The sequence below is a fragment of the Rhodoferax sp. TS-BS-61-7 genome (assembly GCF_002943465.1).
In the GTDB taxonomy this organism is placed as follows: Bacteria; Pseudomonadota; Gammaproteobacteria; order Burkholderiales; family Burkholderiaceae_C; genus Allorhodoferax.
This window is the reverse complement of the sequence record NZ_PTQY01000001.1, coordinates 801,543-824,258: the sequence shown is the minus strand read 5'-3', so window position 1 is coordinate 824,258 and position 22,716 is coordinate 801,543. Positions and strand designations below refer to the sequence as shown.

Here is a 22,716-nt window from a genome sequence, read left to right as displayed (position 1 = left end):
CGCTCTGTGGCACAGCTTGGGCCCGGTTATCTTCCTGGCGCCAAGTCTAGCGGGTCTGCCAGCGCCTGAACACCTAGTTCCCGTGCGGGTGCCGGGCGGCCCAAAAAGTAGCCCTGAAAGGCGTCGCAGCCCATCTCGGCCAGCGCGTCGCGCTGGGCTGCCGACTCCACGCCTTCGGCAATCACATGCAGGCCCAAGCTGTGGCCCAGCGCCACCACAGTGCGCGCAATCACCGCATCGCTGGGGTCGGTCAGCACATCGCGCACAAAAGACTGGTCGATCTTGAGCTGCGACAGCGGAAGACGCTTGAGGTAAGACAGCGAGGAGTACCCGGTGCCAAAGTCGTCCAGCGAGAAACTCACCCCCAGCGCCTGGATGGCACCCATCTTCTCAATGATGTCTTCCATGTCGTTGACCAACATGCTTTCGGTGATTTCGAGCTTGAGTTGTGTCGCCGGCGCGCCCGACTGGCGCAGAGCCCTGCCCACGCTGCAGACAAATTCCGTCTGCGCGAGTTGTGATGCGCTCACGTTGACGGCCACGGTCCAGTGGGCGGTGGCAGGCTGCTGGCTCCAGGCCAGCAGCTGGGCGCAGGCGGTTTCCAGCACCCACTGGCCCAGCGGCAGGATCATGCCGGTCTCTTCGGCCAGCCCGATGAACTGGTTGGGTGCTACCAAGCCGCGTGTGGGGTGGTTCCAGCGCACCAGGGCCTCCACGCCCAGGCAGCGCCCCTGCTGGTCCACCTGTACCTGGTAGTGCAGGACAAACTCCTGGCGCTGCAGGCCCTGGCGAATTTCCTTGGCCAGCTCGGCGTGGGTGGCCACGGCGGCCTGCATCACGGGGTCGAAGAAGCGTGCGGTGTTGCGCCCGGCGGCTTTGGCCTGGTACATGGCGACATCGGCTTTTTTAAGCAGGTCGTCCATGCTCTCTACGTCTTGCATGAACACCACAATGCCAATGCTGGGTGTGCTGCTGTAGCTGTGTTGGCGCAGGCTGTAGGGCTGGGCCAGGGTTTCCAGAATCTTGTGGGCCACCAGCTCGGCCTGGGTGGCGGCCTCGCTGGCGTGGGCGTTCAGGCCTTCGAGCAGCACCACAAACTCATCACCGCCCAGGCGGGCCACACTGTCCCCGTCGCGCACACAGCTGCGCAGGCGTGTGGCTACCTGCTGCAGCAGTTCGTCGCCCACGTCGTGGCCCAGGGTGTCGTTGAGCACCTTGAAGTGGTCCAGGTCCAGAAACATCAGCGAGCCATGCTGCTGCAACCGTGCGGCGTTGGCCATGGCGTGGCGCACCCGGTCCAGCAGCAGGCGGCGGTTGGGCAGGCCGGTCAGCGGGTCGTAGAACGCCAAGCGGCGGATTTCTTCCTCGTCCTGGCGCTGCTGGGTGATGTCGCGCAGCAGCACCACGTAACTCTGGTGTGTGGCATGCGGGATTTTGGAGAAAGACAGGCTCACCGGAAACGTGTGCCCGTTGTGGTGGTGGGCCCGGGCTTCCACGGTTTTGCCGCTACCGCCCAGGCTGTCTACCTCTTGTAGCAGCGCCAGAACGTCGGTGGGGGTGGCCAGCAGATCCGACAGCGGCCCTGGCTCCGCCCGAGGGGCCTGCAGCCCCAGCATGTGGCCGGCGGCATTGTTGTGGCTCAGGATGCGCCCCCACCGGTCCACCGTGAGCAGGCCGTCCACCATGCTGTCCAGAATCGCCTGGCGGTAGCGTCCGGCATCCTCTAGCGCGTGCCGGGTGGCGTCCATGTGGCGCAGGTTGCGGTCCCGCTCGATGGCCAGGCCCAGCAAGTAAGCACTGCGCTGGATGGCCCCCAGCTCGGCCTGTGAGGGCGAGCGCACATGTTGGTAGTAATTGCCAAAGGTGCCCAGTGTGCGACCCTGCGAAGATCGGATCGGGATGGACCAGCAGGCTTTGAGCCCGTGGCCCAGCGCTAGGTCACGAAACGCGGCCCAGATGGGGTCGTTGGCAATGTCGGCCACCAGCACGTCCTGGCCCGTGAAAGCCGCCGTGCCGCAGGAGCCCACCCCCAAGCCAATGGCCGTGCCGTCCAGCGCCGCGCAGTAGGCGGCGGGCAGACTGGGGGCGGCACCGTGGCGCAGGTGCACGCCATCGTCGTCCAGCAGCAGCACCGAGCAGTGCACGTCCGCAAAGGTGGCCTCAAAGTCGGTGATGAAGCTGTGCATGATGTCGCCCAGCGTGGCCTGGCTGACCAGCATTTCCAGCAGCTTGCGTTCGGAGTGGGCTTGCTGCTCCAGGTGCCGTTGTTCGGTGATGTCTTGGGTGGTACCCACCAGAAACTGCGGCGCACCCGCGGCATCAAAGACCGGGGCCAGCGTGGTGTGCATGCGGCGGCGGTGCACTGCATCGGCTTGCCAGACCAGGTCTTCGTTGCTGATGGCATGGCCCTGGGCGAAGGCCGCCTGGTCCTGGGCCGCAAAACGCGCCATTTGGGCGGGGGTGAAAAACGCCGCGTCGGTGCTGGGCGCCATGGGGGCATCGCCCAGCGCCAGCGTGTTGCGCCAGGCTTGGTTCAGAAACAGCACTTCGCCCTGCGCATTTTTGATGAACAGCGGCACCGGCACCGCGTCCAGCAGGCGCTGCAGATCGCCAGGGGGGAGGGTGTTGATCAGCGAAGCGGGCATGGTCAACACTGTAGCCGTGTTGACCCCTGCTTATGGCAGCTTGAACACCTGCACCGAACGCGCCAGGGTGGCGGCGCTGGAATTCAGGCCCGCTGCGGAGGCGGCCGATTCCTCCACCAGCGCTGCGTTTTGCTGGGTCACGGTGTCGAGCTGGGTGACGGCTTCATTCACCTGCGCAATCCCCACCGCTTGCTCTTTGGTGGCGTTGCTGATTTGCTGGATCAACTCGCCCACCTCTTTGACGGACTTCACCACCTCGTCAATGGTGCGGCCGGCGCCGGTCATCTGCTGGTAACCGGCCGAAATTTGCTCGGACGATTGGGCAATCAGCTCACGAATCTCCTTGGCCGCCACGCCGCTGCGCTGGGCCAGGGCCCGTACCTCGGTGGCCACCACGGCAAAGCCGCGCCCTTGTTCCCCAGCACGTGCGGCTTCCACCGCCGCGTTCAACGCGAGGATGTTGGTCTGGAAGGCAATCCCCTCGATCACCCCAATGATGTCGCGCATCTTGCCGGAGGACGCGTCAATGGCCTGCATGGCCTGGCTCACCTGGTGCACGGCTGCACCGCCTTGGGTGGCAATGTCGGTGCTCTTGGCGCTTTGGCCCGACACCCGGTTGGCCGTCTCGGCGGTTTGCTTGACGGTGCTGGAGAGCTCTTCCATCGAGGCGGCGGTTTCTTCCAGGCTGCTGGCCTGGGATTCGGTGCGCGAGGACAGGTCCATGCCGCCCTCGGCAATCTCGGCGGCGGAGCGCGTGAAGATCGCAATCTCCCCACGCACATCGCCCACCACGGCGCGCAGATTGATCTGGATCTGCCGCAGTGCGCGAATCATGGTGCCCAGGGGCGGCGGGTACTGGCCGTCCACCGTGGTGGTCAGGTTGCAGCCGGCCAGGTCATCGGCAAAGGTTTCGGCCGCACCAATCGCGGCGGCAAAGCGCAGCTGGAACCAGGCCAGTACGCAGCCCGCCCCTAGCAACAGAGAGGCAAGCTGTGCGGCAACCGCCTGCCAGCCCTGCATGCCCAGGAACTGCGGAACCATGGCCAGCAGGGTCATGCCCAGCAGGGCCAGACCCAGGCGGGCCGTCAGGGTAATGCGCGTGAGGGCGCTAAACCAGCCGCGCGGGCCTTTGTAGCGCACCTCGCCACCACGCAGGTAGATCGATCCACCGCCTTGTTGTGCATCGGCCCGCATCTGGGCGTACAGCGCTTCGGCAGCCTGGGTGTCCTGGCGGCTGGGTTTGATGCGCACCGACATGTAACCCTTGGGCTTGCCGTTTTCCAAAATCGGGGTGACGTTGGCCTGCACCCAGTAGTGGTCGCCGTTTTTGCGGCGGTTTTTGACCAGGGCGGTCCAGGGGTGGCCGTGGCCTATGGTTTGCCACATGTCCTTGTAGGCCTCGGGCGGCATGTCGGGGTGGCGCACCAGATTGTGGGGTTGGCCTATGAGTTCTTCGTAGGTGAACCCACTGGTTTCTACAAAAGCATGGTTGCAATGGGTGATGATGCCCTTGGTGTCCGTCATGGACACCAGCATCTGGTCGGCCGGGTACTCGTACTCCCGCTGGGTTACCGGTAGGTTGGTGCGCATCAGATCTTCTCCCTAGTTGTTTAGACAAACTGTTCTTGATCAACCGCAAAAACATTTAGCAACAATCTCGGGGGGCACGTCAACCTGGATCGGGTGGGGTGTGCTGCTTAATTGACTTGGATCAAGCTTTTTCCAGTCGGGCTTCCAGTCAGGCAGGCGGTATGATTTTTGCCATGCAACGCCGTCACTTCCTCATCACTCCCCTCGCTTTCACCACCGGAGCCACCATGGCCGATACCCCCAAGGTCCAGTCGCTGGACGATGTGCTGCGCTGGCTGGACAAGCTGGACCGCGCCACCCTGGTGCACAGCGGCACGGCCTGGAAGATGTCCGCCGTGCTGGAGCACATGGCGCAGAGTGTGGACATGAGTCTGGATGGTTTTCCCGAGCCCAAAAGCACGCTGTTTCAGGCCACGCTGGGTTCGGCTGCGTTTGCGGTGTTCCGCTTGCGCGGCCAGATGACGCATGGATTGACCGAACCCATCCCCGGTGCGCCAAGCTTGCCGCAGACCGAGGGCTGGAAACCCGGCGTGGCCCGCCTGCGCACGGCGGTACAGCGTTTTCAGGCCCATACCGGCCCGCTGCAACCGCACTTTGCCTATGGCGCGCTGAGCCGCACCGACTTTGCGCTGGCGCATGCGCTGCACATTGCCAACCACCAGGACGAGATCTTGGTGGCCTGAGGGTTTTCAGGGTTTGCCCAGGGCCAGCAAGCCGGTGCGCAGTGTCTGCCAGCCGTCCATGGCGGGAGCCGTTTGGCCCAGGGCGCAGTTTTCTTCGAGGGCCTGTGCCTGGGTGCTCAAGGCGGGGTAACCCAGCATGCGCAGCACTGACTTGAAGTTGTGCGCCAAGTGCCGCAGGGCCACCAGGTCAAGCGCTTCCCAGGCCGCATCGCCGGTTTGCACATCGTGTGGAAACTGGGCCAGGCAGCTTGCACGGTAGCTTCGGAACAGTTCGCCATTGCCTGCGAAAAACAGGTCAATTGCCGTTTGGGCATGGGCGCGTTCGGTGTTTTCAGGCCAGCGTGCCACCACTGCAGCCGCAGCTTCAGGGCGCGGTGCCGGGGCGGCAGGGGGCGCCAGCGCCTCCTCCATGCAGGTTATCAGCTGCACCACAGACACCGGTTTGTCCAACATGGACCATACCCCCATGTGCGCCAGCTGCTCGCGTTTGGCCGTTGTCAGCCCGGCGCTGAGGATCACAACCCGCGCCGTGCCGCGCAACGCAGGCTGGTCTTTCAGGCGCTGCAGCAAGCCCAGCCCGGATTCGCCGGGCATCATGAGGTCGGTCACGATGGTCTGTACCGTTCCCTGCTGCAGCACCTGCACGGCGGCGTTCACACTGTCGCAGGCGACCAGGTCCACCGGCATGTCTTCGAGCGCCATCTGCACAAAACGCCGCAAGGCTGGGTCGTCATCGACCAGAAGAATGCGGGGGCGCTTCTGGGTCATCCGCGCGGCCCCGATAGTTGCTGCAGGCACGCGCTCAGCAGGCTGGGGAGCTGGCCTACGAGCTGCGGTTTGTGTACGACCGCAATGCCTTGCAGGGCAAACGCATACGGGGCCAGTTGCTGCGTGTCCAGCGAGGTCACCACGATGATTTGCATGGACTGAAACTGCGGCATGGCGCGCAGGCTGGTAATCAGTGCAGCCCCGTCAATACCTGGCAGGAGGATGTCCACCATCAGCACATCGGGCTGGTACTGCCCGACCATGGCCAGGCCCGCAATACCGTCGCTGGCGGTCAACAACTCTACCTGGGGGAATTGTTGGCCCAGTAGCAGCTTGATCAGGTTCTGGAAGTGAACCGAGTCCTCGATCAGCAGCACCCGGGCGGCGCGCTCGCCTGGCGCTGGGTTCGCGCGCGGCGTGTTGGAGGGTGTATGCGCCGGCGGCACCGTCGCACGCTCGCCCTGGCGCCATCGCTCTACGGAGGCACGGGCGATGCGCCGGTGCCCGCCGGGTGTTTTCCAGGCCTCCAGCTCGCCCCGGTCCACCATCAACTGGACGGAGCGTACCGCCAGGCCCAGCAGGCGTGCGGCTTCCAGCGTAGTGACGTGGTCGTCTGTGGCTAGCGCAGAAGGGGAGGAATTGTTTGATTGCATCAAATAAGTCTACCAAAAACATCAACTTTGACAAAAATTGATTGCAAATGATAAAAATGATACATATGATTCGTGCATTGATACAGAACAACGGTACCGCCTTGTGTGCGGATATGGCTTATGAAAAAGATTTTGATTGTGGAAGACCACGCCGACATCCGGCGCCTGATCCGCATGACGCTGGAGTTTGATAACTACGAGATTCGCGAGGCCGTGGACGGGGACTCTGCGCTGGCCATGGCCCAGGAGTTCGAGCCCGATCTGTTGCTGCTCGACGTGATGATGCCTGGCGGTCTCAATGGTCTGGACGTGTGTTCCATGGTCAAGCTTCAATACAAAGCACCTCGCGTGGTGCTGTTGTCAGCGCGGGGGCGCAGTGAGGATTTCGAAGCCGGAATGCAGGCCGGCGCCGATGCCTACCTGGTCAAACCCTTTAGCCCGCTGGCCCTGATAGAAACGATCAACGCCCAGTGGGAGGCGGCATGATTGGCGAGCCCTCACCCGGCCTGCCGGAGGCACCCGGCGCAAGCAACAGTTTCTCCTTGGAGGCTTCGATGCAGATGGAGCGACTGGTGGGCGACTTTGGCCGTATGTATCGCGAACGCAACGATGCGCTGAATGAAGTGGCCCACGCGCACCACGAGGCGCTGTTTCGCCTCTCGCTGGCCGCTGACCTGAAAGACGACGATACCGGCGTGCACATCATCCGCATCGGATTTCTGTCTGAGGCACTGGCTCTGCTGCTTGGCGAGTCTCCGGCCAAAGCAGCCATGCTGCGCAAAGCGGCCCCCATGCACGACATAGGCAAGATAGGCATTCCCGACAGTGTGCTCAAGAAGCCGGGAGCCTTTGATGTGCAAGAGCGTGCCATCATGAACGAACACTCCCGCATGGGTGCAGAAATACTGGGTCGTTCACGCATACCGTTGTTTCAGCTGGCTGCGGAGTTGGCCCTTTCGCACCATGAACGCTGGGATGGCAGTGGTTACCCGTCCCGCTTGGCGGGTCAGGCCATACCGCTGTCTGGCCGCATCGTGGCAGTGGTTGATTTTTTTGATGCTTTGACCATGGACCGCGTGTACCGTCCGGCCATGTCCGTGGACGTGGCTCTGGCGATGTTGCGGGAGCAGCGCGGGAATGCGTTTGACCCGGCGATTGTGGATACATTCTTGGAAAACGCTGTGGAACTCAATGCCCTGCGCGAGCGTATCAACGCCAGCCACTTGAGTTATTCGGATTTGGTCAGTGGAGGAGTTTAGGATGGCTAAGAAACAAGAAACCCCTGCGCAACCTTGGCAACGCTTGGCCCAAAAGTCCACGCGGCTGGTCTGGGCGGTGTCTGCAGTTGCTGGAATGTTAGCAACACATCCTGCCACTGCAGCCGGTGTGCTGGACCGGGTCAAGGCGACCGGCAGTGTGCGGGTGTGCATCTGGCCCGATTACTTTGGTGTCAGCCATCGCAACCCCAATACCCAGCAGCTCGAAGGCGTGGACATCGACCTGTCCTCAGAGTTGGGCAAAGACCTCAAGGTCAATGTGCAATATGTGGATTCCTCGTTCGTCACTTTGGTGGACGATGTGACCACCGACCGGTGCGATGTGGCCATGTTTGCCGTGGGCATGCTGGCCCAGCGCATGCAGCATCTGAAATTCTCGCGGCCCTACATGCAAAGCGACATTTACGCCATCAGCACGAAGAGCAACCGCACGGTGCGCCAATGGTCCGACATTGATCAGCCCGGGGTGCTGGTGGGCGTGCAGGGCGGCACATTCATGGAGCCGGTCATGAAAGCCAAGCTGACACAGGCCGAGATGGTTGTCATCAAGCCGCCCCTGACGCGGGAGCGTGAGCTGGAGGCGGGGCGCATCGATGTTTTTATGACCGATTTTCCCTACAGCCGCCGCTTGCTCAGCAATGCCGACTGGGCCAAGTTGATTGCGCCCCCCGCGCCTTTCTCGGTGTTGCCCTACGGGTATGCCGTCAAGCCGGGGGATGACGCCTGGCTGGCCGTGATCGACGGATTTGTGGCCCGCATCAAAAAGGATGGACGTCTGCGCGCAGCCGCTACCCGCCATGGCTTGCTGCCGATTGTGGTGAACGAATAGCTTTCGTAGCGGCACATGCACGAGTCCGAGTTTTCTCCTCACACCTTGCGCCGCATGTCGGCGCTGGCAACTGCTTTTGGGCTCGTGCTGTCGCTGGCCGTGGTTGCTGCGGTGGTATGGCTGGGTTCGTACGAGTACCAGGAAGTACTCGAATCAGACCGGGCACGGAGCGCGCTTGAAGCGCGGGTGATGGAAGACCATGCGACCCGCACGGTGGAGACATCCTCGCTGGTGCTGACCTACATCGGCGGGCAGTTGCATGCCCCTGACATGGCGCAACAGCACAAAGCAGACCCTTTGCTGGCACAGGCCTTGGCAGCGCTTCCTTTTGTACGCAGCCTGCACTTGCTGGATGAAAAAGGCCAGGTGTTGGCCAGTACGGCAGCCAGCGATGTGGGCCTGACGGTCCCGCTGGACCGGCTGGGCACCGTGGCCGAGCCTGGTCGTGAAGCCTTGGGCGTCTACCAGCGCGGACGGGGGCTCAGCGCCATGGCGCTCGCTACCCCGTCCTCTGCCACCGGCATAGGCTTTATTCCCTTCAGCCGCAGTTTACGGACGATGGACGGCAAGGCGCTGCTTCTCATCGCACTGATCAATCCGGACTTTTTGTCCGGCTTCCAACTCCTCACCCTGGGGGAGCAGAAGGACAGTGTGTACCTGTTGAACTACCAGGGTGAGGTCCTGGTCAGCAGCGGGCCAAGAGCCGCGAGCCCCGGCACCTTGTTTGGCAAGCACCCGGTATTCAGCAAGTTTTTACCCTCTACCGAGCATTTCACTTACGAGGGGGAGGGGGCCTCGCCTGGTGCCCAAGTGGTGTCTTTCCGGCTTTCCAAAAGCCGCCCCTTGGTGGTGGTGGTGGAGCAGCCTTTAAGCGCCACACGCGAGCACTGGCTCACCTCGGTGCGCTGGTTCATGGCCGCCGCGGTGGTTTCGGTACTGTTTTTGGGGCTCATGACCGTGGGTATTCGCCGCAGCTTGCGTGCCCGCGAGCAGGGTTTGGTGGCCTTGCTGCGTGCCCGCGCAGAGGTGGCCCGCAAAGAACATGATTTGCATGTGCTGGTCAAAAGTGTCCAGGAACTGCTTTTTCGCACCGATCCTTCAGGCGTCCTTACCTATGTCAACGAGCGTTGGGTCAACATGACGGGCCATAGCGTGGCGCAGGCGGAGAACCACGCCTTGACGGAATGGGTGTGTGAGGCGGACCGCGCAGGTGTGGCCCAGCTCTTTGCGCTGGATAACACGGCCCCCGTGCGCACGCAAACTGCCAGCATGCGGGCCAGCGATGGCAGTCTGCATCGCTTTGATGTTGCGGTGGTGCCGCTGTGGGAGGGCGAGCAGATCATCGGTTTTGCCGGCAGTGCGGTGGATGTCACCGAGCGGCTGGCTGCCGAAAGTGCGTTGCAGCACCAGCTTGACTTTGTCGCCTTTCTGCTGGAGATCAGCCCGCTGCCCGTAGCCACCTTTGACCGTTATGGCCGTTATGTTTCGGTCAATCGGGCCTGGGAGGACTTCACCGGATTGCAGCGCAGCAAGGTGATGGCGCAGACGGCAAGCGACTTCATGGTGCCTGCCGATGCGGCCTTTCATGCTGAAAAGGATGCCCAGGTTTGGCGTTCAGGGGGCACCTTGCGTTACGAATCCACGGTTCGGCACCGCGATGGCAGCCTGCGCGAGGTGATCATCACCAAAGTGGTCTTGCCCGGTGACGACCAACATGCCAACGGTGGCTTGCTGAGCACCATGATGGATGTGAGTGAATTTCGGGCTGCCGAACGTGCCAAGGACGCCGCCCGGCATGCGGCGGAGGAGTCGTCCCGCACCAAGTCTGATTTCATTGCCAACATCAGCCATGAACTGCGCACGCCACTGCAGTCCATTCTGGGTTTCTCCGAGCTGGGCATGATGCGTGGCAAGGACCAACCCCGGCTGATGGGCATGTTTACCGATATCCATGCGGCGGGCGCACGCATGCTGGCACTGGTCAACGATTTGCTGGATGTTTCCAAGATTGCCAGCACCCTGGGTGTGGTCAATCTGGAGCGTACGGATGTTCGGGGCCTTATCGCACCAGTGCTGCAGGAGCTGGCGCCACAAATCCAGGCCAAGGGTCTGGAGGTGGATGCCCAGTTGGGCCCCATGCCGCTGATTGCCAAAGTTGACCCAGTACGCTTTGCGCAGGTGGTGCGCAATGTGCTTGCCAACGCCATCAAGTTCGCACCGCAGCAGAGCGCGATTGAGATCAACGGCTACCTGACCAGTGATGAGCACATCTGCATCAGCGTGCGGGACCATGGCGCGGGCATTCCGTCGACGGAGCTGGAACGCATTTTTGAAGCCTTTGTGCAATCCAGCCGCACGCAGGACGGTTCTGGCGGCACGGGATTGGGGCTGGCCATTTGCAAGACCATCATGGAGGCCCACGGTGGCCGCATCGTGGCGGACAACGCCGCAGAGGGTGGTGCCACCTTCCGCATCTACCTGCCTGCACGACGCAGTGCGCAGCGCGAGACAGATTTCCACTCCCTGTATTGAGCCCCGGCCATTCTGGCGCCCCGCACACTCAGAAAAGCTGCCCCGTTAGGGTGTCTTCTGCTCCTGAATTGATAGCTGTTTGCGCAATATCTACGGGGGCTAGAGGCCTATTTTGCTTGTAATTCGGGGCTTCCTCGGCACTCAGCAGCGCACCCATGCGTACGCCCAGCAGGCGCAGTTTTTTCTGCAGCGGTGCGCGTTTCAGGCACAGGCCGGCCACGCGGCGAATCTCCTTGGCGTCGGCAATGTGGCGTTCTACCGTGATGTCACGCGTCACCGCGGTGAAGTCTTCGTACTTGAGTTTGATGCCAACCGTCTTGCCCACATAACCTTTGCGTTGCAGATCGTCGGCCAGTTGCTCGCACAGGCGCGTGAAGATGGTGCCCAGCTCGGCCTTGTCGCGCACCGCGTGCAGGTCGCGTTCAAAAGACGTTTCGCGGCTGATGCTGACCGGTTCGCTTTCCAGAGAGATGGGCCGGTCGTCGCGGCCACGTGCGGCATCAAACATCCAGGCGCCGGTGCGCTGACCAAAGGTGTCCATCAGCCACTGCAGGTCTTTGGACGCGAGCTGGCCGATGGTCTCTATGCCATGGCCCTTGAGCTTGGCGTCCGCCTTGGGGCCAATGCCGTTGATCTTGCGGCAGGCCAGCGGCCAGATCATGGTTTCGACATCGGCCTCGTAGACGATGGCGATGCCGTTGGGCTTGTTGAACTCGCTGGCCATCTTGGCCAGCAGTTTGTTGGGTGCCACGCCCACCGAGCAGGTCAGGCCCGTGTCGTCAAAAATGGCTTTCTGGATCAATCGTGCCAGCACGCGCCCACCTTCGCGCTGGCCGCCGGGCACATCGGTGAAGTCGATATACACCTCGTCCACACCACGGTTTTCCATCAGCGGCGCAATCTCGGTGATGATGGCCTTGAAGCGCTGCGAGTAGTGCCGGTACTGCGCAAAGTCCACCGGCAGCAGTATGGCTTGCGGGCACAGCTTGGCCGCCTTCATCATGCCCATGGCCGAGCCCACGCCAAACTGCCGCGCGGCGTAGGTGGCGGTGGTGATGACGCCGCGCCCCGTGTAGTCGCGCAGCAGGGGGAAGGCCGCTACCGGAATCTCATGCAACGGCAGCTCGGCGTACGCGTCACGCAGTGCATCGTCCAGCGCACGGCGTCCACCGCCAATCACCACCGGCAGGCCCTTGAGCTGTGGGTAACGCAGCAGCTCCACCGACGCGTAGAAGGCGTCCATGTCGAGATGGGCGATACGGCGTATCGGAAGGGTTGGGGTACGCATGGCACCCGAGGATAACAAGCGTCCGGTGTCACAATACAGGCGGGTGAACCCCTTTATTTCCACAGCCAGCATGACGTCGTTGTTACCACCCAAGCCTGTGAACCTGCGGCCACGTCGCCAGGTTTTAAAAAGTGCTGTGGCCGTGTTTGGCGCCGCACTGCCCCTGGCCAGCAGCCGCGCGGCGGACCGGTATGCCAAGTACCGTGGCCAGACCGTGGCGTTCAGCATTCCAGACCACCCGCACTATGACGCTATGGTCAAGCTGCTGCCGCGGTTTACCGAAGAAACCGGCATCAAGGTGGAACTGGCGCGCGAGCACATCCTGCGCATGAAGCACCGGCAAATGGCCGAAATGTCGCAGGCCCACAGCAAACTCGATCTGGTGACCTACGTCGTCACCTGGAAAAGCGAGTACGTGCACCACCGGCTTATCCGTCCGTTGCAGCCTTTCTTCAGCGATCCGGCGCTGGCCGACCCGACGTTTGACTTGGCCGATGTGGTGCCCGGGTACTTGCAAAACATGGGTTTGGTGGGTGGCCCCAAAGGCTACCTGCCTGGCCCCGGCGCGCGCCTGTATGGCCTGCCGTATGGCGCAGAAACCTCACTCTTGGCCTACCGGCGCGATGTGTTTGCCGCGCTGAAACTGCAGCCACCCAGCACCTACACCCAGCTGCGCCGCCTGCTGCCCGTGTTGCGGGACAAGGCGGGCATGGCCGCGCTCACCTCGCGTGGGCAGGCCGGGCACAACTGCGTACACGCCTGGTTGTTGCACCTCAACCCGCTGGGCGGGCAGGTGTTTGATGCGCGCTGGGTTCCGACCTTTCACCAAACACCCGGTGTGCAGGCGCTGCAATTGCTCAAGGACATTGCCGACACCGGCCCCGCAGGCATGGGCAATTTTGACTACAACGAGATGCTGCACACCTTTCTGGAAGGGCGCAGCGCCATGTACCTGGACTCCACGGCCGTGTTCGGCGCGGTGCGCAGTTCGCCGCTCTCCAAGGTTGCTGGCAAGGTGGCCTATGCCTTGCACCCGCGCGGCACCCGCATGGCTTCGCAGGCCGGCGGCATGGGTCTGGCGCTGGCCCGCACGTCCGAGCGTGCCAATGCGGCGTTTTTGCTGATGCAGTGGCTCACCTCCAAAGCGCAAGACAAGGCGGTTTGCCACTTGGGCGCGGCGCCCATGCGCCTGTCCACCCTGCGTGATGCCGAGCTGGTGCGCCGTTACCCCGAGTTCACGCTGTTGCGCGAGCAGCTGCGCCATGCCGACCCGGACTGGCGCCCCATCATCGCCCCGTGGGATGAGATCAACACCGGGCCGCTGGGGGCTGCCGTGCACCAGGGACTCACCGGTGCCCTCCCGCCCGACCAGGCGCTGGGCGCCATTCTGGGCCGGGTGACCGACATCATGGTGGCTGCGGGGTACCGCTGAGCGCGATGCAGTCTGGGGTACTGCGGCCTGGCGTTAACGCCTAGTAGGTGCCCGGAATCAGAATGCCTTTGTCCACGTTCTGGATGTTGGTGTGGCCACAAAAGGCCATGGTCACGTCCAGTTCCTTGTGGATGATTTGCAGGGCCTTGGTTACACCGGCTTCGCCCATGGCGCCCAAGCCATAGACCATGGCGCGGCCGATCATCGTGCCCTTGGCGCCCAGGGCCCAGGCCTTGAGTACGTCTTGCCCACTGCGCACGCCGCCGTCCATCCACACCTCGATCTGGCTGCCCACGGCCGCCACGATGGCGGGCAGGGCGCTGATGCTGCTGGGTGCGCCATCCAGCTGGCGGCCACCGTGGTTGCTCACCACAATCGCATCGGCCCCGCTGGCCACGGCCAGCTGCGCGTCTTCCACGTCCTGAATGCCCTTGAGGATCAGCTTGCCGCCCCATTTTTCTTTCACCCACTTCACGTCGTCCCACGACAGGCGCGGGTCAAACTGCTCGTTGGTCCAGGCCGCCAGCGACGACATATTGCTCACCGCCTCCACATGGCCCACCAGGTTGCGGAAGGTGTGGCGCTTGGTACCCAGCATGCCCAGGCACCAGCGCGGCTTGGTCGCCAGGTTGATGATGTTGGCCAGCGTGGGCTTGGGTGGGGCGGTCAGGCCGTTTTTCAAATCCTTGTGGCGCTGGCCAATCACCTGCAGGTCCAGCGTCAGCACCAGGGCGCTGCAGCGGGCCGCGCGGGCGCGCTCGATCATCTTCACCATGGCATTGCGGTCCCGCATCATGTAGAGCTGGAACCAGAAGGGCGCACTGGTGTGTTCGGCAATGTCCTCAATCGAGCAGATGCTCATGGTGGACAGCGTGAACGGAATGCCAAACTTTTCGGCCGCGCGCGCCGCGTGGATTTCACCATCGGCATGTTGCATGCCGGTCAGGCCCACGGGGGCAATGGCCACTGGCATCTTGGCGTCTATGCCAATCATCTTGGTGGCCGTGCTGCGGTTTTCCATGTTCACCGCCACGCGCTGGCGCAGCTTGATCTTCTGGAAATCGTCTTCATTGGCACGGTACGTGCCTTCGGTCCACGAGCCGGAGTCGGCGTAGTCGTAAAACATGCGCGGCACGCGTTTTTCGGCCAGCACGCGCAGGTCTTCAATATTGGTGATAACGGGCATGGAGTCTCCTGTAATGGCGCAAATGGTAGCGGCGCAGGGACAAACGGTGCGTGAAATCACCCACGCGTCGATTGAAATTATTTGCGCCTGTCTTGGGCTAGACTGGCCCGCCACAACGGCAGACAACAAGCACAGGGAGTCACAGCATGGTGATATGGGGCGCAATCTGGGGGGGCATCGTGGGTTACCTCACGGTGGAGTACGACGAGGAGGTGGGCCTGTTCATCGGCGCCATCTTGGGAGCCATTGCGGGCTGGACCCTGCGCATGGCGGTGCGCCGCGAAATCGCCGCGCAGCATGCCAAGGCCCCTGCGTCTGAGGCCGTGGCCTTCGAGCGCGCCACGGCCGCCGAACAGACCCCTGTGCCTGCAGCCGCCGCAGCCATTCCTACGCCGGCCACTGCCGTGCCTGCCGCGTCACCCGGGCTGCAGCGTGCGGACGAAGAGCCCGACGAATTTCTGGATGCCCCGTTGCCACGTGCACCGCAACCCACTACCGCCCGCGAACGCGTGGGCCGCGTGGAAGACCTGCCCGACACCGACGAATGGGTGGCCCAGCCGCCCGACGTGTTGATTCGCCTGGTGGCGCAAGCCAAGGGCTGGCTGCTGGGGGGCAACACCATCGTGCGCGCGGGGGTGTTGGTGCTGTTTGTGGGCCTGGCGTTTCTGGCCAAGTTCGCCATGGACAACGCGCTGTTGCCGCCTGAGTTGCGCCTGACCGCCATTGGTGCGGCGGGTATTGCCTTGTTTGTGTTCGGCTTTCGCCTGCGCGGCCGCCAACCCGACAAGCTGGCCTACGCGCTGACGCTGCAGGGCGCCGGGGTGGGTGTGCTTTACCTCACGGTGTTTGCGGCGTTCCGGCTCTACCAGTTTTTGCCGGCCGGTGCGGCGTTTGGTGTGCTGGCACTGGTGTGTGCGTTTTCTACCGCCATTGCCTTGATGCAAAACGCCATGCCCATGGCCTTCATCGGTTTTGCGGGTGCGTTTGCGGCGCCCATTCTTGTGTCCACGGGGCAAGGCAACCATGTGGGCCTGTTCAGTTATTACCTGGTGCTGAACCTGGCCATCGTGGCGGTGGCCTGGCTGCGCGCCTGGCGGCCGCTGAACCTGCTGGGCTTTTTTGCCACCTTTGGCGTGGCCACGGCCTGGGGCGCACTCAAGTACCAGCCCGAGCACTTTGCCAGCACCGAGCCGTTTTTGCTGGCCTTCTTCGCTATCTACCTGCTGGCCAGCCTGCTCTATGCCACGCGCCATTCGCTGGCGCCCAAACAGGCGGTGGACGCCACGCTGGTGTTTGGCACGCCGCTGGTGGCCTTTGGCTTGCAGGCCGCGCTGGTGCAACACATCGAATACGCCACGGCCTTCTCGTCGCTCGCGCTGGGTGCCTTGTATTTGGGGCTGGGCTGGTGGGCCGTGAAGCGCCAGGGCGCCAACCAGGCCGTGGGCCAGTGGCTGGCCGAGTGTTTTGCGGTGCTGGGCCTGGGCTTTGTGACACTGGCCGTGCCGCTGGCGCTGGATGCGCGCTGGACCAGCGCCGTGTGGGCCGCCGAAGGCGCTGCGGTGTACTGGATGGGCCAACGCCAGGGCCGCTGGCTCGCGCGCCTGGCAGGTTTGGTGCTGCAGGTGCTGGCCGCGGGCAGCTACCTGCACGGCCTGGACCAGATGCACACCAGTGCCTGGCCGATTGCCAACCCGGCTTTCATCGGTGCGGTGTTGCTGGCCGCCTCCGCGCTGGCTTTGGCGCACTGGACACGTTTTGCTGCCGAGCCTGCCGCGGCGGGCTCCGGCGCCAGCTGGCTGCTGGCCAAGCTGGAGCAGCGGCTGTCGCCGGTGTTGTTCTGGGTGGGTTTTCTGTGGTGGCAGTTTGCGTTGCTGCACGACATTGAACGTGCCTTGCCCGGGGCGGATGGCAACTGGGCACCGGTGCTGAGCAGCGCGCTGCAGTCGCACCTGGAGATGTTGGGCTGGGTGGCCAGCGCCTGGGTGGCACACCGCTGGGCCCTGCCCACACGCGCCAAGCCCTGGGCCATTGCGGCCACACCGGCCTGGTTCTCGCTGCCCATCATGGCTTTGTTTGCGCTGGAGGGCGTGGTGGCGCTGGACCACGTGTTCCAGGCCTGGGGCTGGATGGTCTGGCCGCTCACGCTGGTGCTGCATGCCGTGACCCTGCGCAAGCTCGATGCGCTGGCGCCCCAGCCCTGGTGGCGCGCGGTGCACACCGGGGGTGTGTGGCTGCTGGCCCTGCTGGTGGGCAACCTGCTGGTCTGGGCCGTGGGCCAGGCGCAACTGGGCGGCACCGCCTGGGCCAGCGTCATCTTTTTGGTGGCCAGTGTGCTGGTGCTGCTGGCGCTGTGTGCGCGCAGCCTGTATGACGCAGGCAGCCGTGTGCGCCAGGCCTGGCCGCTGGACCGTTTTGCCATGTCGTATTTGTGGCACGCCGCCGCACCGCTGGCAGTGGCGGTGGGCCTAGGGGCTTTGCTGGTAGCGGTGTCGTCCAACGGCAATGCACGGCCCTTGCCGTATGTGCCCTTGCTCAACCCGACCGACTTGACCGTGGCGCTGGCGCTGTTGGCCGCAGCCCTGTGGCTCACAAGGGTGCGCCAGAGTGATTTGCCGGTGCCCGCCTGGGTGTTCGGCACACGCTGGACGCTGCTGTTGTGTGCGCTGGGGTTTGTGGCGGTCAACACCGTGTGGCTGCGCGTGGCGCACCACTACGCGGGCGTGGCCTGGGATGCAGAACGCCTGTTTGCGTCATTCCTGGTGCAGGCGGGGTACTCCATTTTGTGGACGCTGCTGGCGCTGGGCCTGATGCTGGTGGCGCACCGTCGCCATACGCGCCCGGTGTGGATGGGCGGTGCGGCCCTGTTGGGGCTGACGGTGGCCAAGCTGTTCCTGGTGGACCTGAGCAACCGCGGTGGATCTGAGCGCATCGTGGCCTTTATTGCGGTGGGCGTGATGATGCTGGTGGTGGGTTACTTTGCACCCATACCGCCGGCGGCACCGGCGTCTGCGCAGGACAAAGAAGAGGAGGCTGCAGCATGAACAAGCCCCGAATCGCCCGCGTACTGCTGGCCCTGTGCAGTGTGGTCAACGTGGTGTGGGCGGCCGATGCCCCCACACCGGCCGAATTTGCCTGGCGCGGCCAACTGCTGCTGCCCCCCGGTGCCAGCCTGGTGCGGGCCGAGCTGCCGGTGGAGGCCTTGCTGCGTATGCAAAGCAGCGCCGGCCATGACCTGCGGGTGTTCAACGCCGACGGTGCCGTGGTGCCCTACGCATTGCTGCGCCCGGCCGACCTGGAACGCAGCGCCCCGGCGGTGCAAACCCGCGCCTACCCGGCCTACCCGCTGTTTGCCACCACCGCGGGTACCGCTGCCGCACGCGGTGCGGTGGAAGTGCATGTGTCTGCGGATGGCGCTGGCCCCGGCAGCGCCTGGGTGCGCTGGGGTGCGGCGGGCACCAAGGCCGGTGCTTCACTGCCGGCTGGCGCGGCGCCTTTGCAAGCCGCTTTGTTTGACACCCGGGCCGAGCAACACACCTTGTCCGCCCTGCGCCTCAAGGCCGAGCTGCCGCGCAATGCCCTGGTGCACCTGCGCCTGGAGAGCAGTGCCAACCTGCAAGACTGGCAGACCGTGCCCGTGAAAGGCCCGCTGTTCCGTTTTGACGGGGCTGACGCGCCCAACAGCACGATGCTGGAACTGCAGCAACCCCTGGATGTGAAAGGCCGCTACCTGCGCCTGGGCTGGGCCGGGCAGGACGGCGTGCAGGTCAGCGCACTCACCGGCCAGGTGGCCACGCCTCACACGCAGCCCCCGCGTGTGCGCGCCGCCTTGCCCGCTGGTGCGCCCGATGGCAATAGCCTGGTGTGGACGCTGCCTTTTGCCACGCCGCTGATGGCCCTGCATTTGCAGGCCGGGCAAGACAACACCCTGGTGCCGGTGCGCATTTCGGGCCGCAGCGACGCGGCCCAACCTTGGCGCGCGCTGGCGTCGGCCGTGGTGTACCGGCTGGACACGGTGGGCCAGGGCAGCAGCAATAGCGCGCTGACCTTGCCCGCCACATCCGTGCGGGCGCTGCGGGTGGAGGCCAGCAATGGCCAGCCACTGCCCGCTGGCGGGCTGCAGGCCACGGTGGAGTTTGCGCCGCTGCAGCTGGCGCTGCTGGCTTCGGGCACCGGGCCCTTCACCTTGGCCGTGGGCCGTGCCAACACCGCGTCGGCCGCGGTAGAGGCCACAGTGCTGGGGGCGGTGTCCCCTGCCAAGCTGGCCGAACTGCCCGCCGCCGCCGTGCAGCAGCTGCGGGCCGATTCACCCGATGCGCCCCAGCTCTGGGCCGCCAAGCTGTTGCCCAGCGGCGTGAGCTTGCGCACTGCCGCGCTGTGGCTGGTGCTGGTGGCCGGGGTGCTGGTGTTGGCAGCAGTGGCCTATGGCCTGCTGCGCCAGATCACTGGCTCAAAATGATCTGCGCAATGATGCCGGTGGCAATCGCGATCAGCACATAGTCGCCGCCCACCTGCACCCACTGGTGGCCGCGGCGGGGCGCCGGCAGGTGGTGGCCGTAGTAGTTGTTCACCACATAGATGGGGCGGCGATACTCGTGGGGCATGTAGCCGCCACGGCGGAAGTCGGGTCCGCGGGCGCCGTAGTAACCGGGGTGGCCATCCCAGCGGTGGTCCCGTCGGCCGTCGCGGTGGTCATCGTGCCGGTTGTCGTGTCGGTCATCCCGGCGCTCATCGCGGGAGTCGTTGCGGTCATGGCCACGGCCGTTGTCGTGGCGTCCCTGGTTCTGCTGGCTCCAGCGTTCGTCGTCCGGCCCGTGTCGACCACGGCCCTCGGCCTGCGCCAGGGTGCCAAACCCCATGCTGGCGATGACGATGGTGCACACAATGGCGGTAGATTTCATAAGGTGCCTATGGAAGTGAAGGAGCTTGCATAGTCCCCCGCCCAGGTGTCGGGCATGTAAAGCCTTTGCGCTTTTGTGCAAGCAATGGTTGCACTCTGTGGCGCCCCATTTTTGATTCAAATCGCCATCTAGCCCTTGTGGGATATGCGCAAACAGCTACTAAATTGATAGCTAAATACGAGCGCTTGCACGCACTTACTCGTCAAACAAGCCTGGCCCGTTGAAGCGGGCGCGCTCGGCCAGCAGCATGTGCAGTTTGGTGTTGATACCGCCGGGGGCCGAGAAGCCGCCTGCCCCGCTTTTGGCTGCCAGGATGCGGTGGCAGGGCACCACCGGGGCAAACGGGTTGGCCCCCAGCGCCTGGCCCACGGCGCGTGCGGCACCGGGCTCACCCATCAGATGGGCCAACTCGCCGTAGGTGAGTGTTTCGCCGGGCGGAATATGGCGTGCCAGCGCGTACACACGCTGGTGAAAGGGCGGCACACCCTCCATGTCCAACACCAGATGGCTCAGGTCGCGCGATTCGGTGGGCGCACCGGCCAGCAGTGCCACGATGGCGTGTATGGCGGTTTGTACTTCGGGCGGCGGCGCGGCCTCCGGCGCACGCGGATAACGGGCCTGCATGCGCAGCCGCGTGGTGGCTTCATCGGCCTCGGGCAGTTGCACACCGGTCAGGCCCTTGGTGCCCCAGGCAATGCCGCAGTGGCCCAGGGGCGTGGCAAACAAAGCAAAGGCGACGGTGGGCATGGGCGGAATGGTTTAACGGCGGTTTGTAGACGCCGCACTCTGCATGCGGGCCTGTACAAAGTCAATCAACACGCGCAGCTTGCGCGGCATGTGCAGGCGGCTGGGGTAGTAGATGTGAAAGCTGCTAACCGTGGGCCACCACGGTTTGAGCAGCGGCACTAGGCGCCCGGCGTCCAGGTCGGCCTGCACCGTCGACTCGAAGGCGCAGGTGATGCCTGCACCGGCCCGCGCGTTGCTCAGCACCACGTCGCCATCGTTGCTGATCAGCGCGCCCTCCACATCAACCTCCAGCGTGCGGCCCTTGTGGCTGTATTCCCAGCGGTACAACTTGCCCGCCCCGGGAAATCGGACATTCAGGCAGCGGTGGTGCTGCAGGTCTTGTGGCGTACGGGGTGGTGTGCGACCGAGCAGGTAACTGGGCGCGGCCACCGTCGCAATGCGCATCGTGCCGCTGAGGGGCACGGCCACCATGTCTTGCGCCAGAAACTCCCCAATGCGGATACCCGCGTCAAAGCCACCGGCCACCAGGTCGACAAAACCGTTGTCGCAGTGCAATTCCAGTTGCACGTCGGGGTAGGCGTTCATGAAGTCGGCCAGGTGCGGCAGCAACACGGTATCGGCGGCGGTGCGCGACAGGTTGAGCCGCAGTAGTCCCGCTGGTTTGTCACGCGATTCGTTCAGTGCGTCCACTGCCTTGTCCAGTGCGCTCAGGCCCGACTGGGCATCGGCCAGAAAGCGCCGGCCTATCTCTGTGACGCCCACTTTGCGGGTGGTGCGGTCTAGCAAACGCACGCCCAGGCGCTGCTCCAGCGTGCGCACGGTTTGCGACAGTGCAGAGGGCGATACCCCCATGGCCGCCGCCGCCTGCGTGAAGCTGGCATGGTGGGCCACACGCGCAAAGGCCGCAATAGCGGGCAACAACTCAGGGGGCAGGGTTGCAGTCATGCCTTTCATTGTAAAGCTGTGCTTCAAAGAGCATGCGCATTTACATGCTTTATCAAATGCAATGTGCCGCCTACAGTCGGACCTTCTTTTACCGATTGCGGTCCATTTTTTAAAGGCAAACCACCATGCGTTACAACCCCCTGGGCCACACGGGCCTCTTCGTGTCTGAACTCTGCTTTGGCACCATGACCTTCAGTGGCCAAGGCGCCTTTGGTTTTATCGGCGCCGTGCAGCAAACCGAAGCCGAGGTGCTGCTGGGCCGCGCACTGGACGCAGGCATCAATTTCATCGACACGGCCGATGTGTATTCCGAGGGCCAGAGTGAAGTGATCACAGGCCAGGCCCTGAAGAACCTGAGCGTGGCACGCGACAACGTGGTGGTGGCGACCAAGGTGTTTGGCGACATGGGCAAGGGTGCCAACCAGCGCGGCGCATCCCGCAAACACATCATGGACGCGGCCAAGGCCAGCCTGCAGCGCCTGCAGTTGGACTACATCGATCTGTACCAGTTGCACGGCTTTGATCCTGCTACGCCCATCGAAGAAAGCCTGCGCGCGCTGGATGACCTGGTGCGCCAGGGCCATGTGCGTTACATCGGTGTGTCGAACTGGGCGGCCTGGCAAATCAGCAAGGCGCTGGGGATTGCCGCGCTGCGCGGCTTGGAGAAGTTTGCCTCGCTACAGGCCTACTACACCGTGGCCGGGCGTGATGTGGAGCGTGAGCTGGTTCCCATGGCTGCCAGTGAAGGCCTGGGCCTGCTGGTATGGAGCCCCTTGGCCGGTGGTTTGCTGAGCGGCAAATACAGTCGTGCGAATACGACGGTGGAAGGCAACCGCCGGGCCACCTTTGCGTTTCCGCCGGTGGAGATGGAGCGCGCGTACGACGTGATTGAGGTGCTGCAAACCTTGGCCACGGCCAAGCAGGTAAGCGTGGCGCAGGTAGCGCTGGCCTGGCTGCTGCACCAGCGCCAAGTCAGCAGCGTGTTGCTGGGTGCGCGCACGCTGGCGCAACTGGAAGACAACCTGGGCGCGGTCCACATCACGTTCACTGCGGATGAATTGGCACAGCTGGACACGGTCAGCAAGTTGCCCAACGAGTACCCCGGCTGGATGACAGATCTATGGAGCCAGGGGCGTGCGCAACAGCTGGCGGCTGCGCGGGTGGCAGGCCCAAGCCGGGTCTGATGCCGCTCAGATAGCCTTGTGCACCACGGCGTCCTGGAACAAATAGTTGGTCATGGGCG

General features: G+C 63.9%; 18 protein-coding genes. 9 read left to right on the top strand and 9 right to left on the bottom strand.

All coding sequences use genetic code 11. The features are described from left to right. Window positions 1–26: 26 nt before the first annotated feature. Window positions 27–2,645 (bottom strand): EAL domain-containing protein, encoded by a 2,619-nt coding sequence (locus tag C5F53_RS20440; protein WP_105259984.1) that lies wholly within the window; start codon window positions 2,643–2,645, stop codon window positions 27–29. A gap of 30 nt (window positions 2,646–2,675) precedes the next feature. After that, window positions 2,676–4,235, bottom strand: a complete 1,560-nt coding sequence (locus tag C5F53_RS03895; protein ID WP_105259983.1) for a PAS domain-containing methyl-accepting chemotaxis protein — start codon at window positions 4,233–4,235, stop codon at window positions 2,676–2,678. Between the two features lie 227 nt (window positions 4,236–4,462). On the opposite strand from C5F53_RS03895, the gene C5F53_RS03890 reads away from it, so the two are divergent. Continuing rightward, window positions 4,463–4,918, top strand: coding sequence for a DUF1569 domain-containing protein (locus C5F53_RS03890; protein WP_236635201.1), 456 nt, complete (start codon window positions 4,463–4,465; stop codon window positions 4,916–4,918). Between the two features lie 6 nt (window positions 4,919–4,924). Here the strand turns inward: C5F53_RS03890 and C5F53_RS03885 are convergent, their stop codons facing one another. Then, complete coding sequence (locus tag C5F53_RS03885; protein WP_105259982.1) at window positions 4,925–5,686, bottom strand: response regulator; 762 nt, start codon at window positions 5,684–5,686, stop codon at window positions 4,925–4,927. After that, window positions 5,683–6,339: a response regulator gene (locus tag C5F53_RS03880; RefSeq protein ID WP_105259981.1), complete on the bottom strand. Its 657-nt coding sequence runs from the start codon at window positions 6,337–6,339 to the stop codon at window positions 5,683–5,685. Before C5F53_RS03880 ends, C5F53_RS03885 begins: the two co-directional genes overlap by 4 nt. 120 nt (window positions 6,340–6,459) lie before the next feature. Here C5F53_RS03880 and C5F53_RS03875 point away from each other — a divergent pair, with 120 nt between their 5' ends. The 4 genes from C5F53_RS03875 to C5F53_RS03860 are packed head-to-tail and all read left to right on the top strand — an operon-like array spanning window position 6,460 to window position 10,977. After that, on the top strand, window positions 6,460–6,825 hold the full coding sequence (locus tag C5F53_RS03875; protein ID WP_105259980.1) for a response regulator transcription factor: 366 nt from the start codon (window positions 6,460–6,462) through the stop codon (window positions 6,823–6,825). After that, window positions 6,822–7,598 (top strand): HD-GYP domain-containing protein, encoded by a 777-nt coding sequence (locus C5F53_RS03870; protein WP_370446698.1) that lies wholly within the window; start codon window positions 6,822–6,824, stop codon window positions 7,596–7,598. The genes C5F53_RS03875 and C5F53_RS03870 overlap by 4 nt, the downstream gene beginning before the upstream one ends. A 1-nt stretch (window position 7,599) precedes the next feature. Further along, entirely contained in the window at window positions 7,600–8,445 is an 846-nt protein-coding gene (locus C5F53_RS03865) for an ABC transporter substrate-binding protein (RefSeq protein WP_105259979.1), read from the top strand. Window positions 8,446–8,460: 15 nt separating this feature from the next. Beyond that, entirely contained in the window at window positions 8,461–10,977 is a 2,517-nt protein-coding gene (locus C5F53_RS03860) for an ATP-binding protein (protein ID WP_105259978.1), read from the top strand. A 28-nt stretch (window positions 10,978–11,005) separates the two neighbouring features. On the opposite strand, the gene dinB is transcribed toward C5F53_RS03860, so the two are convergent. Beyond that, complete coding sequence (gene dinB / locus C5F53_RS03855; RefSeq protein WP_105260397.1) at window positions 11,006–12,265, bottom strand: DNA polymerase IV; 1,260 nt, start codon at window positions 12,263–12,265, stop codon at window positions 11,006–11,008. 70 nt (window positions 12,266–12,335) lie between these two features. Here dinB and C5F53_RS03850 point away from each other — a divergent pair, with 70 nt between their 5' ends. After that, complete coding sequence (locus C5F53_RS03850; RefSeq protein WP_105259977.1) at window positions 12,336–13,697, top strand: ABC transporter substrate-binding protein; 1,362 nt, start codon at window positions 12,336–12,338, stop codon at window positions 13,695–13,697. A gap of 40 nt (window positions 13,698–13,737) precedes the next feature. Here C5F53_RS03850 and C5F53_RS03845 read toward each other — a convergent pair whose 3' ends face one another. Then, the gene (locus tag C5F53_RS03845; RefSeq protein WP_105259976.1) at window positions 13,738–14,883 is read right to left on the bottom strand and encodes an alpha-hydroxy acid oxidase; all 1,146 of its coding nucleotides are present in this window, start codon (window positions 14,881–14,883) and stop codon (window positions 13,738–13,740) included. A 146-nt stretch (window positions 14,884–15,029) separates the two neighbouring features. Here C5F53_RS03845 and C5F53_RS03840 point away from each other — a divergent pair, with 146 nt between their 5' ends. Together C5F53_RS03840 and C5F53_RS03835 are read left to right on the top strand one after the other, a co-directional pair. Next, window positions 15,030–17,924, top strand: a complete 2,895-nt coding sequence (locus C5F53_RS03840; protein WP_105259975.1) for a DUF2339 domain-containing protein — start codon at window positions 15,030–15,032, stop codon at window positions 17,922–17,924. Further along, the gene (locus C5F53_RS03835) at window positions 17,921–19,339 is read left to right on the top strand and encodes a DUF3999 family protein (RefSeq protein ID WP_105259974.1); all 1,419 of its coding nucleotides are present in this window, start codon (window positions 17,921–17,923) and stop codon (window positions 19,337–19,339) included. The genes C5F53_RS03840 and C5F53_RS03835 overlap by 4 nt, the downstream gene beginning before the upstream one ends. Here C5F53_RS03835 and C5F53_RS03830 read toward each other — a convergent pair. The 3 genes from C5F53_RS03830 to C5F53_RS03820 form a co-directional block, all read right to left on the bottom strand. Continuing rightward, window positions 19,323–19,781 (bottom strand): RcnB family protein, encoded by a 459-nt coding sequence (locus C5F53_RS03830; RefSeq protein ID WP_105259973.1) that lies wholly within the window; start codon window positions 19,779–19,781, stop codon window positions 19,323–19,325. The two genes, C5F53_RS03835 and C5F53_RS03830, sit on opposite strands and share 17 nt — an antisense overlap. A gap of 195 nt (window positions 19,782–19,976) precedes the next feature. Further along, a complete protein-coding gene (locus C5F53_RS03825; protein ID WP_105259972.1) occupies window positions 19,977–20,528 on the bottom strand; it encodes a methylated-DNA--[protein]-cysteine S-methyltransferase in 552 nt (183 codons plus the stop codon). A gap of 12 nt (window positions 20,529–20,540) precedes the next feature. Continuing rightward, the gene (locus C5F53_RS03820) at window positions 20,541–21,473 is read right to left on the bottom strand and encodes a LysR family transcriptional regulator (protein WP_236635200.1); all 933 of its coding nucleotides are present in this window, start codon (window positions 21,471–21,473) and stop codon (window positions 20,541–20,543) included. A 125-nt stretch (window positions 21,474–21,598) separates the two neighbouring features. On the opposite strand from C5F53_RS03820, the gene C5F53_RS03815 reads away from it, so the two are divergent. Beyond that, on the top strand, window positions 21,599–22,657 hold the full coding sequence (locus tag C5F53_RS03815) for an aldo/keto reductase (protein WP_105259971.1): 1,059 nt from the start codon (window positions 21,599–21,601) through the stop codon (window positions 22,655–22,657). The last annotated feature ends 59 nt before the right edge of the window (window positions 22,658–22,716 follow it).